The sequence below is a fragment of the Kerstersia gyiorum genome, assembly GCF_004216755.1.
GTDB lineage: Bacteria > Pseudomonadota > Gammaproteobacteria > Burkholderiales > Burkholderiaceae_B > Kerstersia > Kerstersia gyiorum.
In genome coordinates this window covers 708,171-721,460 of the sequence record NZ_SGWZ01000001.1, presented here as the reverse complement: position 1 = coordinate 721,460, position 13,290 = coordinate 708,171, and the positions used below count along the sequence as shown (strand labels likewise).

13 protein-coding genes are annotated in these 13,290 nt (G+C 65.2%); 7 read left to right on the top strand and 6 right to left on the bottom strand.

Annotated features, from left to right (window positions below):
• Positions 1-48: 48 nt before the first annotated feature.
• The 4 genes from EV679_RS03260 to EV679_RS03245 all read left to right on the top strand — a co-directional run bounded on the left by EV679_RS03260 (position 49) and on the right by EV679_RS03245 (position 3,127).
• Positions 49-588 (top strand): YaeQ family protein, encoded by a 540-nt coding sequence (locus EV679_RS03260; protein WP_068367805.1) that lies wholly within the window; start codon positions 49-51, stop codon positions 586-588.
• Positions 589-661: 73 nt separating this feature from the next.
• Positions 662-1,471 (top strand): thiazole synthase, encoded by an 810-nt coding sequence (locus EV679_RS03255; protein ID WP_127775233.1) that lies wholly within the window; start codon positions 662-664, stop codon positions 1,469-1,471.
• A gap of 5 nt (positions 1,472-1,476) precedes the next feature.
• Positions 1,477-2,322 carry a bifunctional hydroxymethylpyrimidine kinase/phosphomethylpyrimidine kinase gene (gene thiD, locus EV679_RS03250; protein WP_130486496.1) on the top strand — a complete coding sequence of 282 codons (846 nt, stop codon included), beginning with the start codon at positions 1,477-1,479 and terminating at the stop codon, positions 2,320-2,322.
• A 124-nt stretch (positions 2,323-2,446) separates the two neighbouring features.
• On the top strand, positions 2,447-3,127 hold the full coding sequence (locus EV679_RS03245; protein ID WP_068367340.1) for a protein-L-isoaspartate O-methyltransferase family protein: 681 nt from the start codon (positions 2,447-2,449) through the stop codon (positions 3,125-3,127).
• 150 nt (positions 3,128-3,277) lie between these two features.
• Here the strand turns inward: EV679_RS03245 and rfaE2 are convergent, their stop codons facing one another.
• From rfaE2 to ubiE, 5 genes are all read right to left on the bottom strand, one after another.
• Positions 3,278-3,775, bottom strand: coding sequence for a D-glycero-beta-D-manno-heptose 1-phosphate adenylyltransferase (gene rfaE2, locus EV679_RS03240; protein WP_130486495.1), 498 nt, complete (start codon positions 3,773-3,775; stop codon positions 3,278-3,280).
• A 70-nt stretch (positions 3,776-3,845) separates the two neighbouring features.
• Positions 3,846-5,399: a ubiquinone biosynthesis regulatory protein kinase UbiB gene (gene ubiB / locus EV679_RS03235; protein WP_068367345.1), complete on the bottom strand. Its 1,554-nt coding sequence runs from the start codon at positions 5,397-5,399 to the stop codon at positions 3,846-3,848.
• Positions 5,396-6,043 (bottom strand): ubiquinone biosynthesis accessory factor UbiJ, encoded by a 648-nt coding sequence (locus EV679_RS03230; protein WP_165389942.1) that lies wholly within the window; start codon positions 6,041-6,043, stop codon positions 5,396-5,398. Before EV679_RS03230 ends, ubiB begins: the two co-directional genes overlap by 4 nt.
• A 251-nt stretch (positions 6,044-6,294) precedes the next feature.
• Positions 6,295-7,284 carry a Tim44 domain-containing protein gene (locus EV679_RS03225; protein ID WP_130486493.1) on the bottom strand — a complete coding sequence of 330 codons (990 nt, stop codon included), beginning with the start codon at positions 7,282-7,284 and terminating at the stop codon, positions 6,295-6,297.
• 430 nt (positions 7,285-7,714) lie between these two features.
• Positions 7,715-8,512, bottom strand: a complete 798-nt coding sequence (gene ubiE / locus EV679_RS03220; RefSeq protein ID WP_068367349.1) for a bifunctional demethylmenaquinone methyltransferase/2-methoxy-6-polyprenyl-1,4-benzoquinol methylase UbiE — start codon at positions 8,510-8,512, stop codon at positions 7,715-7,717.
• A gap of 186 nt (positions 8,513-8,698) precedes the next feature.
• Between ubiE and phoB the strand changes: the two genes are divergently transcribed.
• The 3 genes from phoB (at position 8,699) to serA (ending at position 12,209) form a co-directional block, all read left to right on the top strand.
• Positions 8,699-9,397, top strand: coding sequence for a phosphate regulon transcriptional regulator PhoB (phoB, locus tag EV679_RS03215; protein ID WP_068367350.1), 699 nt, complete (start codon positions 8,699-8,701; stop codon positions 9,395-9,397).
• A 95-nt stretch (positions 9,398-9,492) separates the two neighbouring features.
• Entirely contained in the window at positions 9,493-10,794 is a 1,302-nt protein-coding gene (gene phoR / locus EV679_RS03210) for a phosphate regulon sensor histidine kinase PhoR (RefSeq protein ID WP_130486754.1), read from the top strand.
• Positions 10,795-11,000: 206 nt separating this feature from the next.
• On the top strand, positions 11,001-12,209 hold the full coding sequence (gene serA / locus EV679_RS03205; protein ID WP_068367354.1) for a phosphoglycerate dehydrogenase: 1,209 nt from the start codon (positions 11,001-11,003) through the stop codon (positions 12,207-12,209).
• Between the two features lie 134 nt (positions 12,210-12,343).
• Here serA and EV679_RS03200 read toward each other — a convergent pair whose 3' ends face one another.
• Positions 12,344-13,243 (bottom strand): HpcH/HpaI aldolase/citrate lyase family protein, encoded by a 900-nt coding sequence (locus EV679_RS03200; protein WP_130486753.1) that lies wholly within the window; start codon positions 13,241-13,243, stop codon positions 12,344-12,346.
• Positions 13,244-13,290: the final 47 nt, after the last annotated feature.

Sequence of the window (13,290 nt, the reverse complement as noted above, 5' to 3'; positions counted from 1 at the left end):
CGTACCCAGTGCGCGGCGCCGGCTTCCACTTTCCACGCAGCTTCCTACATGGCCCTGTCCGCAACCATCTACAAAGTCGACGTCAACGTCGCCGACAATGACCGTGCCTACTACGGCAGCCATTCGCTGACCCTGGCCCGGCACCCATCAGAAACCGACGAGCGCCTGATGGTCCGGCTTCTGGCCTATGCGCTGAACGCCGACACCGACGAGAACCTGCGTTTCACGCGGGGCCTGAGCGAAGCCGACGAGCCCGAACTCTGGCGCCTGGACCTGACCGGCGCCGTCCAGGCCTGGATCGAAGTCGGCACACCCGACGAACGCCGGATACTGAAGGCCTGCGGCCGCGCCGACGAGGTCATCATCTATGCCTACGGGCGCAATGCGCCGCTCTGGTGGAGCGGCGTGCGCAACAAGTTGCGCAAGGCCGAAGGCAAGCTGCGCGTTTACCTGCTGCCCGCCGACGCCACTGCCAGCCTGGCAACCCTGGCGCGCCGGGGCATGACGCTCAACATCAATATCCAGGACGGTGCCGCCTGGGTTTCAGCCGAAGCCGGCGAAGCCACCGTGGAGATCACGCCGGCCTGAGGCCGTGCCTGCCCTGGCCAGCCGGCGGCGCTCCCTATTCCTTTCAACGACAAAACACCACACTCTGACGACCATGAGCAAGCAAGAACAAGACATCCTGCGCATCGGCGAACGCGAATTCAGCTCCCGCCTGCTGGTGGGCACCGGCAAGTACGCCGACTTCCAACAGACCCGCGAGGCCATCGACGCCAGTGGCGCGCAGATCGTGACCCTGGCCATCCGCCGCATCAATATCGGCCAGGACCCATCCGCCCCCAACCTGCTGGACTACCTGCCGCCTTCGCAATTCACGCTGCTGCCCAATACCGCCGGCTGCTACACCGCCGACGATGCCGTGCGCACGCTGCGCCTGGCGCGTGAACTGCTGGACGGCCATGACCTGGTCAAGCTGGAAGTCCTGGGTGACGCGCAGAACCTGTTCCCCAACATGCCCGAAACCCTGAAGGCCGCCGAAACCCTGGTCAAGGATGGCTTCAAGGTGATGGTCTACTGTTCTGACGACCCCATCCAGGCACGCATGCTGGAAGATATCGGCTGCGTCGCCATCATGCCGCTGGCCTCGCTGATCGGCTCCGGCATGGGCATCCTCAACCCCTGGAACCTGCGCCTCATCATCGACCAGTCGCGCGTTCCCGTCATCGTCGATGCAGGCGTGGGTACGGCCTCGGATGCGACAGTGGCCATGGAACTGGGCTGCGATGCCGTCCTGATGAATACCGCCATCGCTGGCGCACGCGAACCCGTACGCATGGCCCGCGCCATGCAGCTGGCCGTCGAGGCTGGCCGCAACGCCTACCTGGCCGGCCGCATGCCACGCAAGTTCTACAGCGCCGACCCGAGCTCGCCCACGGAAGGCCTGCTGACGCCGCGCAAGGGAGGCTGAACGCCATGGTACGCACTGCCCCGCCCGCCCGTCAGCCCGGTTCCGCGCCGCATGCGCTCACCATCGCCGGCGTCGATCCGTCCGGCGGTGCCGGCGTCCTGGCCGATATCAAGGCCATGAGCGCGCTGGGCGCCTATGGCTGCGGTGTCATTGCCGCGCTGACGGCGCAGAATACGCAAGGCGTCACCGGCATTCTGCCGGTGGACCCCGCCTTCGTCGGGCAACAGCTCGACACCTTGTTCGACGATGTGCGCATCGACGCCGCCAAGATCGGCATGCTGGGCCAGCGCCGCGTGACGGAAACCGTCGCGGAAAAACTGGCGGCGCGCCCGGTGCCGCACCTGGTGCTGGACCCGGTCATGGTTGCCAAGAGTGGCGACATGCTGCTGGAAACGGAAGCGGTGGGGGCATTGCGCGAGACCTTGTTGCCGCTGGCGACCATCATCACCCCCAACCTGCCGGAAGCCGGGGTGCTGCTGGAGCAAAGCGCAGTCGAGAATGTCCGTGACATGCGCCGCGTGGCGGAAAAGCTGCGCAACCTGATGGACACCAGCAGCCACCGCTGGGTGCTGCTCAAGGGCGGCCACCTGCCGGGCGACGATACCGTGGACCTGTTGCACGACGGCGACGTCATGCTGGAGCTGCCCGGCCGGCGCATTGCCACCCGCAATACGCACGGCACCGGCTGCACGCTCTCGGCCGCGCTGGCCGCATTGCTGCCGCAATCAAGCGACGTGCCCGAAGCGGCGCGCCGGGCCAAGGCCTATCTGATGACGGCACTGGAACAGGCCGACCGCCTTCGCATCGGCAACGGCCAGGGGCCGGTGCATCACTTCCACGCCTGGTGGTAACACCGGCGGCCAGGCACGAGCCCTCCCCATTGCACCATCCCAACCGGTACAATCGGGAGGTATCTCACATTCCCCGCACTGGCGCGGCTGACCCCGTGCCGCCTGCATTGGACGCAATCACGCCATGAACGCTGCAAACCTGCCTGCCCTCGAGCAAGCTCGCTTCAACATGATCGAACAGCAGATCCGTCCCTGGGTAGCGCTGAACGAAACCCTGTCGGACGCACTCTACGCGCTGCGCCGTGAACAGTTCGTGCCCGCCGCCCAGCGTGCGCTGGCCTTCTCCGACCTGGAGATTCCGCTGGTCATCGACGGCATCGACAGCAACCAGGTCATGCTGGCCCCCAAGATCGAAGCCCGCCTGGCGCTGGCGCTGGATCTCAAGCCCACGGACTGTATTCTCGAGATCGGCACCGGCTCCGGCTTCCAGGCCGCACTGCTGGGCCGTCTCGGCCAACAAGTCCTGTCAGTGGAAATCGACCCGCGCCTGGCTGCCTTCGCACAGCAGAACCTGCAACAGAACCAGGTCGGCAACGTCAAGGTTGAAACCGGCGACGGCCGTTCCGGCTGGGGTTCCACGGAATATGATGCCATCCTGCTGACGGGCTCCGTGCCCGTCGTGCCCGACGCGTTGAAGTATCAACTGCGCATCGGCGGCCGCCTGGTGGCTGTCGTCGGCCAGCATCCGGTCATGACAGCCTGTCGCATCACGCGCACCACGGCAGCGACCTTCGAAACCGAACCGCTGTTCGAAACCATCATCAAGCCCTTGCGTGGCGCAACGGTATCCAAGTTCAAGTTCTGAACACCACCATGCCTTGAGGCCAGGCTTGCCGCGCCACGGCAAGCCCCAGCCCCTACCAGAAAACGCCAACCTGTTGCCAGGCTGGCGTTTTGTCTTTCTGCCTTCCGGCTGCCGGGCGTATGGCAAGCGTCCCGACCGGGAACAGCGTACCTAGCCCTTGTTGGCCGCCGCCATGATTTTCTGCACCAGCCTTGTGGTGGAACGGTCATGGGCAAAGGGAATCGCCACGGCCTTGCCGCCCCAGCTGCGCACCGCAGCCGTCTCCGGCAGCACTTCCATGTCATAGTCTCCCCCCTTGACGATGATATCCGGGCGCAAAGCCTGGATCAGCGCCAGCGGCGTGCTTTCCTCGAAGCAGGTCACCTGATCCACGCTGGCCAGCGCGGCCAGCATGGCCATGCGGTCGTCCTGATTGTTGAGCGGCCGTTCCTCGCCCTTGCCCAACATGCGCACGGACGCATCGCTGTTCACCGCGACCAGCAGGGTAGCGCCCAGCTGCGCGGCTTCGTCCAGATAGCTGACATGCCCACGGTGCAGGATATCGAACACGCCGTTGGTGAAGACCAGCGGCCGGGGCAGCTCGCCACGGCCGGCCGCCTGGATGCAGGCTTCGCGGGTCAGGATTTTCGCTTCGAAACGGATGGTCATGCTTTGCGTCCAGTTCGGCCGGGGCAGACGCGCCCGCAGCCCTATGCGTATCGTGTCGGTGCCGTCGTGCCTAGCGGGTCAACGCCCACAGCCCGACTGCCAGCGCCGCGGCCAGCACGCCGGTCAGTACCGCCAGCAGGCGGTTGCCGGTTTCCTTGGCCTTGCGCAGGCGTTGGGTTTCGTCGAGCAGCTCGGGCATCAGGTTCTGGCGCGCCAGGTTCTCGTGCAGCAGGCGCGGCAACTCCGGCAACGTCTGTGCCCAGCGCCCGGCTTCCTGGTGCAGTTTCTCGCGCAGCCCGCGCCACCCCATGCGCCGGTGCATCCAGCGCTCCAGGTAGGGCTTGGCCGTCTTCCAGAGGTCCAGGTTGGGGTCCAGTTCGCGCCCCATGCCCTCGACGTTCAGCAAGGTCTTCTGCAATAGCACCAATTGCGGCTGCACTTCCATGTTGAAGCGCCGCGAAGTCTGGAACAGGCGCAGCAGCACCTGCCCCAGCGAGATTTCAGCAAGCGGACGGTCGAAGTGCGGTTCACAAACCGCCCGGACCGCGCCTTCCAGCTCTTCTTCACGCGTGTCGGCCGGTACCCAGCCCGATTCGATATGCAGCTTGGCGACCTGGCGGTAATCCCGCTGGAAGAACGCCAGGAAGTTCAGCGCCAGATAGTTCTTGTCGAAATCGGACAACGAACCGACGATACCGAAATCCAGCGCAATATAGCGCCCCAGGGTTTCCGGCTGGTCGGAAACATAGATATTGCCCGGGTGCATGTCGGCATGGAAAAAGCCGTCGTCGAACACCTGTGCGAAGAAAATCTCCACGCCGGTGCGGGCCAGCGTCGGCAAATCCACGCCTGCCGCCTTCAGGGCCTCGACCTTGCTGACCTGAATGCCGCGCATGCGCTCCATCGTGAACACGGTCGACGAGGTGTAGTCCCAGAAAACCTCAGGCACGATCAACTGGCTGGCACGCACGCTATCGACGGAGAAGTTGCGGCGCAGCTGGCTGCAATTCGAGGCTTCGCGCAACAGATCGAGCTCGTCGTGCAGGTATTTGTCGAATTCCCCCACGACTTCGCGCGCCTTGAGCCGGCGCGCATCGGCCGACATGCGCTCGAGCAGCGTCGCCAGGCGGCGCATCAGGCCCAGATCCTGGTCTATGACCTTGCGCATGCCTGGCCGCAACACCTTCACCGCGACTTCCCGTCCATTGTGCAGGACGGCGAAGTGCACCTGCGCCACCGAAGCCGACGCCACCGGTGTCATCTCGAACTGCGCGAACAGCTGCGACGGCGGCGCGCCCAGCGCCTTTTCGATGGAAGCCACGGCCTGCTCGGAAGGAAATGGCGGCACGTTGTCCTGCAGGCGCGCCAGTTCCTCGGCGAAATCCGGAGAAATCAAATCCCGGCGAGTCGACAACACCTGCCCGAACTTGACGAAAATCGGGCCCAGGGACTCCAGCGCCAGGCGCAGGCGCACCGCCCGGGGCTGACGCGGCGGTCGCCCGAAACGCACGCAGCGCAAGGCTATCCGCGCCCAGCGGAACTGCAGGCCGGACAATACGATTTCATCCAGCCGGTAACGCAGGCAGACAAACAGGATACGCCAGAGGCGGAACATCGAATTCACGGACGGCCTCCCCGCTTGGCAGCGGCTTCCAGGCGCTCCAGGCGGCGCAATGCGGCATCGGCGCGCGCCCCCAGGCTATCGAGCTGTTGCTCTGCCTGCAGGCGGTCCAGCTGCCATTGCCTCCACTGCGAAGCACCCAGCACGGTTTCTGTTTCTTCGGAAAGATATTCGGCGGTATTGCCCGCCAGGCGCAACATGAACTCCCTCATGCCGTGATGCAGCTGGCGCGCCCCGGCAACCAGGCGGACAGCCGGCACATCGCCGATCCAGCGCGCCAGTGTGTCCTCGGCGTCCCAACGCAGGCCCCGGGCCAGTTCGGCCAGCGTCTGTGCCAGACCGGCTTCGCCCGAGATATGCATGATCTCCGCCAGCGGCGGGTTGACAACACCCGGGCGGGGCAAGGCCATGCGCTCGAGCGGCAGCGTCAGGATGACGTCGGATGCAACGCCATCTTCGCCTTCGAGAAACTCCAGGCATGCGTCCGGCGCCACCAGGAATACCACACGCATGCCGCCAACAACCAGCGTAATGCGCTTGCCTGCATGACGCGCCAGTTTTTCCCGGGCCCAGGGCTCCTGCTCCGTCAAGGCATTGAACGCCCGAACGGCCAGATCGACAGGATGAGGCAAAAATGCTGGCAACATGAAGACAATCCTGGGCTTGCCGCCCGAATGAATCTGAAAGAAGTTGATGGGGAATCCCGGTACAGCGAGCAGTTTAACGGCTTTGGCCTGACTGCACATGCCTGCACCGGCGGCCGGCCCGCTTTCACTCCTGCCCAGCGCAGGCGGCAAAAAGCCCTGGCAGGCATCACCCGGCCAGGGCTTTTCATGACCCGCCCTGCCGCCGCGCCACTGCCAGCAGGAAGAGGCAGCAGGCAGGCGTCAGGCCGGCATCAGGATTGCTGATCGACGTTCATCTGCTGGATACCTGCCAGCATCCAGCCGCCGTCCGCGCTCTTGAACAGGTTCCAGACCTCTTCGAAACGGAATGCTTCGGCGCCCGCTTCCTCGCGCAGCATGCCGGAGAAACGCACGCTGGCCAGGTGGCCGCCGGACACCTGCTCGACCCCCAGCAGCTCCGCGTTCAGCAGCACCACCGAGGTTTCGCCGCCGGCATTGGCGGTGATCTGCGAACGCAGTTCGGCCAGCAGATCGTCCGTCAGGTATTCGCGCAGCGACTCGACGTCACCGCTGTCCCACAGTTTCTGGATGGCGACAAACTGCGATTTGGCATTTTGCAGGAAGGCGTGAGTGTCGAAATCCGCCGGAATGAACCAGCTGGGGTCCACGGGAGCAGCAGCGGCAGCAGGCGCTGCGGCAGCCACCGGAGCCGCTGCCGGTGCAGCGGCGGGCTGTGCGGATTCACGCCACATCGGCGCGGCGGGCTGGGCGCCACGGCCGCCGGTACCGGCACCCGCGCCGGCGCTCGCGCCTTGCATCGCCGGACGCGCACCGGCGCCACGCAGGCGGCGCACGATGAACATGATGGCGAACACGACCAGACCGATCAGCAGGGCGCTGGAGAGGAATTCAAGCAAGGCGCCGGACAGGCCCATGCTGGACAGCAAGGCTGCCAGGCCCAGGCCGGCCGCGATACCAGCGATGGGGCCCAGGAAGCGCGACATGCCGCTGCGCGTGGCGGCGGCACCTGCTGCGGCGCCAGCGGCAGCAGGTGCGGCGGCCGAACGGGCGCTGTTGGCGCCGGTATTGGCTGCCGGAGGCGTAACGGCCTGGCGCTGCTTCATCACATTGCTGGATTGGCGGCCGAAACTGCCGCCACCACCCATGCGGCGCGCATCGGCGTCAAAGGAAGCGCCCACCATGGCAACGCCGGTCAGGGCGATCACAGCGGCAGCACAGAATTTCGTAAAACGTCGAGACATGGACAATTTTCCCCGTATTGGAGCGCCGCACGCAAGGCAGCCGCCCCTAAAACACCCCCACGCTGCGTCCGGCCACCACGCCCCTGAAAAGGAGACGCTGCCTACGAGCGACCTGGCGGAACCCGGCGTGCGCCGGCAGCGGATGAATCCAGGCGTCATGCATAGCGACGCCTGCCGGCAACGGTTCCGCCCCCCGTTTTTTTGGGGGACATGGACAAAGCTTACTAGAAGCTTAATTTTTTTGCCAGACCTGTGTTGATTCTGGCCAACCCGCATATCGGCGGCGCCAATGAACAGGGGCCGGCAACCAGGCGCTGCCGCAGCAGCAGCGGGCAGTTCCAGCGTAAACGAAGCTGGCGCTGCCCCTGCGGGCAGGGTGCAGAAAGTGGTTTTACCGTGTTACAGGCCTGCGCGCAGGCGGTAGCAGGACTCAGCCGTCCAGACGCACGCCTTCGTGCAGCGCCGCGATGCCGGCGGTCAGATTGAAGTAGCGCACCCGCGACAGGCCGACATCGCGCATCATCTGGGCCAGGGTTTCCTGGTCAGGGTGCATGCGGATGGATTCAGCCAGATAGCGGTAGCTTTCCTCGTCCTTGGCAATCACCTTGCCCAGGCGCGGCAGCACGTTGAAGGAATACCAGTCGTAAGCCGGTTCCAGCGGTTTGGCCACGCGCGAGAACTCCAGCACCAGCAGCTTGCCGCCTGGTTTGAGCACCCGGTGCATTTCCGCCAGGGCCGCATCCTTGTGCGTCATGTTGCGCAGGCCGAAGGCCACGCTCACGCGGTCGAAATAGGCATCGGGGAACGGCAGCTTTTCAGCGTCGCACACCGCCACCGGCAGTACCAGGCCGCTATCCATCATGCGGTCGCGGCCGACCGACAGCATGGAATCATTGATGTCCGTCAGCCAGACTTCGCCCTGCGGGCCCGCCCGACGCGCGAAGGCCCGGGCCAAATCACCAGTACCGCCCGCGATATCCAGCACCTTCATGCCAGGACGAATGGCAGCGCGACCGACGGTAAAGGTTTTCCAGACACGGTGCAGGCCGACTGACATCATGTCGTTCATGATGTCGTAGCGCTTGGCCACCGAATGGAACACGCCGGCCACACGCCGCGCCTTGTCATGCTCGGCGACGGTCTGGAAGCCGAAGTGGGTGGTCTGGTCCGCTGCGCCCGGGGCCGTGCCAGCGTCCGTTTGTGCGGGGGAAATCTGTTTTTCGCTCATCCCGATATCGTAGCCGATTCCATGGCAGCCGGAAGTATCAGCGTGGCGCAAATTGACACCTCAGGACACGATTTTCTCGCCATGCCTCCCAAGGAAAGCACAAGACAGTCACAGACCTGAAACATTGCCGCCATATTATGGCAACGTCCGCGCCATACGGCGCCTTTTCCCTACTGCCTGATCGCCATGTCCAGCACTATTCTCGTGGTTGAAGACGAACCCGCCATCCAGGAGCTTATCGCCGTCAATCTGTCCTTCGCCGGACACAAGGTCCTGCGCGCTTTCAATGTGGAACAGGCGCACACCCTGATCCGCGCCGAACTGCCAGACCTGATCCTGCTCGACTGGATGCTGCCCGGCGCATCCGGGCTGAACATGGCGCGCAGCCTGCGTGCCGACGAGCGTACCCGCAGCGTGCCCATCATCATGCTGACGGCCAAGGGCTCAGAGCAGGACAAGGTGGACGGCCTGGAAGCCGGTGCCGACGACTACATCACCAAGCCCTTCTCGCCCAAGGAACTGATGGCGCGCATCAAGGCAGTCCTGCGCCGCCGCGCACCGCAGCTGACCGATGACGTCATCGACGTGTCCGGCCTGCGCCTGGACCCCGTCACCCACCGCCTGACCGGCAACGGTAAGGCGCTGCATATCGGGCCGACGGAATTCCGCCTGCTGCACTTCTTCATGACCCATCCGGAGCGCGTCTTTTCACGCGCCCAACTGCTGGACCAGGTATGGGGCGACCACGTGTTCGTCGAAGAGCGCACGGTGGACGTTCATATCCGCCGCCTGCGCAAGGCGCTTGAACCCACCAGCCATGACGCGCACGTGGAAACAGTACGCGGCAGCGGCTACCGCTTCACCAACCAGATCACCAGCAACTGAGCCCGCCCCCCCTTGGCGAGCGCCGGCCCGGCCTGCCACAGGCGGCGGGCTGACGCGCCCCGCAGCGCTGCGGCAATGCGACAATGGATGCCACTATGATCTGGATACGCACGCTCGCCACCCTGCTCGCCTGGGCTGTCGTTGCCGCACTGGTGCATTGGCGCCTGGGCGGCAGCAGCGGCATGCTGGTGTTCGCCTGCGGCGCCGGCTTGCAGACCTTCCGCCAGGCGCGCCAGATTCAGCGCTTTTCACAGTGGCTCAAGACCCCGGAAAGCGCGCCGCCCTATGCGCTGGGCGTGCTCGACGACAGCGCGGCCATGCTATACCGCTACCAGCGCCGCCGCATCCGTGAATTCGAAGAAAACCAGCGCATGCTGCAAGGCATGATCGCCGCCGCCCAAGCATTGCCCGATGGCGCCGTCACGCTCAACGAAACCCTGCACATCGAGTGGTGCAACCGCATGGCGCGCCGCCACCTGGGGCTGCGCCTGCCGGCCGACCGCGGACAATACCTGCTGAACCTGCTGCGCGAACCCGAATTCGTCGCCTATGCCCAGCAGGAAGAATGGCCTGAGCCCATTCTGGTGCGCCTGGTGCGGGAAGGCCAGGAACGGCTGATGATGATGCAACTGACGGCCTATGCGAGCGACCAGCGCCTGCTGATCACCCGCGACGTCACCCAGATAGAAAAGCTCGAGACCACGCGGCGCGACTTCGTCGCCAACGTCTCGCACGAACTGCGCACCCCGCTCACCGTGCTGAGCGGCTTCCTGGAAACGCTGCGCGAGCTGCCGGCCGAAGCAATTCCGCCGGAGCAGCACGACTACTACCTGTCCCTGATGCACGAACAGGCGCAGCGCATGCAAACCATCGTCGCCGATCTGCTGACACTGTCTGCGCTGGAATCATCGCCCTCGGCAGACCCGCAGGAGATCTCCGTCAGCGAACTGGTGCAGGCCGCCAGGCTGCAGGCCGAAGGGCTATCGGCGGGCCGCCATACCTTCTCCTGGCAGATAGACGACAGCCTGGCGCTTTTGGGATCGGAAACCGAACTGAGTTCTGCCTTCACCAACCTGCTGACCAACGCCGTGCGCTATACACCGGACGGTGGCACCATAGATGTCGCCTGGCGCCAGTTGCCCGATGGCGGCGCACGCTACAGCGTACGCGATTCCGGCATCGGCATCGCCGCCGTGCACATCCCGCGCCTGACCGAGCGCTTCTACCGGGTGGACCGCGGCCGCTCGCGCGCGGTCGGCGGCACCGGACTGGGGCTGGCCATCACCAAGCACATCGCCATGCGCCACGACGCCGAACTCCAGATTGAAAGCAAACCTGGCCAAGGCAGCACTTTTTCCCTGGTTTTCCCGTCCGACCGCATCGTCGCCAGGCGCTGAGCCGACAGGAAAACAACAGCCGCCGCCTGTGGCCGGCAGCCGCACATCCTTGGTGCAGCAGGGAATCTGGCGTGAAGTAAACGTCCGCGGGCCTTGCCCCGCGACAGGGGAATCCCTTATGCGGCCGGCAAAGCGATTACAATGGATCGCTTCCCGACGCGCCCAGCCGACGCGCCGCCACTTCCTCAATTAGGCTCTTGTCTGTCATGGCAAATATCGTTCTCTTCGAAAACATCCATCCCAGCGCCCGCGAAGTGTTCAAGCAGGCCGGCCTGACCAACATCGTCTCGCATGCCATCGCGCTCCCGCCCGATGAGCTGCGTGCGGCCCTGAAGACTGCCGACATCGTCGGCATCCGCTCCCGCACCAACCTCGATGCAGGCCTGCTCAACGAGTTCCCCAACATCCGCGTGATCGGCTGCTTCTGCATCGGCACCAACCAGGTCGCCCTGGATGTAGCGGCCCAACGTGGCATCCCGGTGTTCAACGCCCCCTTCTCCAACACCCGCTCGGTCGCCGAACTGGTGCTGGCCGAGGCCATCCTGCTGCTGCGCCGCATTCCCGAAAAGAATGATCGCGTGCATGGCGGCCACTGGGACAAGACGGCAACCGGTGCCTTCGAGGCCCGGGGCAAGACGCTGGGTATCGTCGGCTACGGCAACATCGGCTCTCAAGTCAGCACGCTGGCCGAAGGCCTGGGCATGCGCGTCATCTACCATGACATCGAAGCCAAGCTGCCGCTGGGCAATGCCCGCGCCGCGCTGTCACTGGATCAGCTGCTGGAAGAATCGGACGTCGTGACGCTGCACGTTCCCGGCGGTTCGGGTACGGCCAACATCATCAATGCCGAGCGCCTGGCGCGCACGAAGAAGGGCGCGATCATCATCAACGCCTCACGCGGCACGGTGGTGGATATCCAGGCCCTGCGCGACGCCATCGTCAGCGGCCACATCGCTGGTGCGGCGCTGGACGTGTTCCCGACGGAGCCCAAGGGTCCGAACGAACCGCTGCAAAGCCCGCTGGTCGGCCTGCCCAACGTGATCCTGACGCCGCACATCGGCGGCAGCACCCAGGAATCCCAGGAAAACATCGGCCGTGAAGTAGCGGAAAAGCTGGTGCGCTACTGGCTCAGCGGCACCACCAAGGGCGCCGTCAACTTCCCCGAACTGCCTTACCTGGAAGCCAACGGCGAAACACGCGTCCTGCACATTCACCGCAATGCGCCGGGCGCCGTCAGCGCGCTCAACAACACGCTGGCGGAAAAGGGCCTGAACATCGTCAGCCAGACGCTGCAAACCAAGGGCCAGCTGGGCTATGTCGTGACCGACGTCGACGGCCCCGTGGGCGACGACGTGCTGGAACTGCTGCGCAGCCACCCGGCCACGATCCGCGTCGAGCGCGTGTCCGTCAACTAAGGCAATACACCGCTACCCTGCCCTGATCCGGCCCGCCGGCCGAGGATGGGCAGCCAGTAAAAACCCCGTTCACGCCCCACCGGTCGTGAACGGGGTTTTTTCATAGCCTGCGCCAGATGATGGCGCCATGCCGTTCAGCCGGGGCCTCGCCCGGCAATCTTGTCAGCGCGCGCCATCAGCATTTCAGCGGCATCCACATGCAGCTGTTCCACCAGCACGCCATCGACGACCACCACGCCCAAACCTTGTGCCTGGGCCTCGGCCCAGGCGGCCACGCGTTTGCGCGCCTGCGCCACGTCTTCGTCCGAAGGGCTGAAGGCCTCGTTGGCCGCCGCCAGCTGGCGGGGGTGGATCAAGGTTTTGCCATCAAAGCCAAGATCCCGGCCCTGCCGGCAGACCAGGGCCAACCCGGCGTCGTCTTCCAGGTCACCATGCACGCCATCCAGGGCGACACAGCCCCAGGCTCGAGCCGCCAGCACGATCTGCGACAGCGCAAACAGCAAGGGCAGGCGGTCTGCCGCCGGACGCGCATCCAGCGCCTTGGCCAGGTCCGACGTTCCGGCCACCAGCGCGGCCACGCCCTGCTCCGCGATGGCATCGGCACGCAACACGCCCAGCGGCGTTTCCACCATGGCCCACAGTGGCAGGTCTTGCCGGCAACCCGCTGCATGCAGGGCCTGGCGGGCCTCACGCACGGCGGCCGCGCTTTCCACCTTGGGCAACAGCACACCGTCGATATCCTGGCTGGCCAGCCATTCGATATCCGCCACGCCCCATGCCGTCGCCAGGCCATTGATGCGCACGATACGCTCGCGATGGCCATAACCCTGCGGCTGAGCCAAGGCCGTGCCGATGCGTTGGCGCGCCAGCGCCTTGGTTTCAGGCGCGACGGCGTCTTCCAGGTCGAATATCAGCGTATCTGCATCGAGGCCACGCGCCTTTTCCAGTGCGCGTTCGTTGGCGCCGGAAATATAGAGCACGGACCGGCGCGGCCTCAGCCTCAGGCCATCGGGCCGGTGCGCCGGCTCGCCCATGCGGGCCGACGTGTCATGTGACGGATGATGCGGCATGAATGAATACC

What these genes read in the sequence shown, in the direction of transcription:
- EV679_RS03255 (WP_127775233.1), top strand. Translation starts at nt 662, where the DNA reads ATGAGCAAGCAAGAACAAGACATCCTGCGCATCGGCGAACGCGAATTC.
- thiD (WP_130486496.1), top strand. Translation starts at nt 1,477, where the DNA reads ATGGTACGCACTGCCCCGCCCGCCCGTCAGCCCGGTTCCGCGCCGCAT.
- EV679_RS03225 (WP_130486493.1), bottom strand. Translation starts at nt 7,284, where the DNA reads ATGTCTCGACGTTTTACGAAATTCTGTGCTGCCGCTGTGATCGCCCTG.
- EV679_RS03200 (WP_130486753.1), bottom strand. Translation starts at nt 13,243, where the DNA reads ATGGGCGAGCCGGCGCACCGGCCCGATGGCCTGAGGCTGAGGCCGCGC.
- serA (WP_068367354.1), top strand. Translation starts at nt 11,001, where the DNA reads ATGGCAAATATCGTTCTCTTCGAAAACATCCATCCCAGCGCCCGCGAA.
- EV679_RS03230 (WP_165389942.1), bottom strand. Translation starts at nt 6,043, where the DNA reads ATGTTGCCAGCATTTTTGCCTCATCCTGTCGATCTGGCCGTTCGGGCG.
- phoR (WP_130486754.1), top strand. Translation starts at nt 9,493, where the DNA reads ATGATCTGGATACGCACGCTCGCCACCCTGCTCGCCTGGGCTGTCGTT.
- EV679_RS03245 (WP_068367340.1), top strand. Translation starts at nt 2,447, where the DNA reads ATGAACGCTGCAAACCTGCCTGCCCTCGAGCAAGCTCGCTTCAACATG.
- ubiE (WP_068367349.1), bottom strand. Translation starts at nt 8,512, where the DNA reads ATGAGCGAAAAACAGATTTCCCCCGCACAAACGGACGCTGGCACGGCC.
- EV679_RS03260 (WP_068367805.1), top strand. Translation starts at nt 49, where the DNA reads ATGGCCCTGTCCGCAACCATCTACAAAGTCGACGTCAACGTCGCCGAC.
- phoB (WP_068367350.1), top strand. Translation starts at nt 8,699, where the DNA reads ATGTCCAGCACTATTCTCGTGGTTGAAGACGAACCCGCCATCCAGGAG.
- rfaE2 (WP_130486495.1), bottom strand. Translation starts at nt 3,775, where the DNA reads ATGACCATCCGTTTCGAAGCGAAAATCCTGACCCGCGAAGCCTGCATC.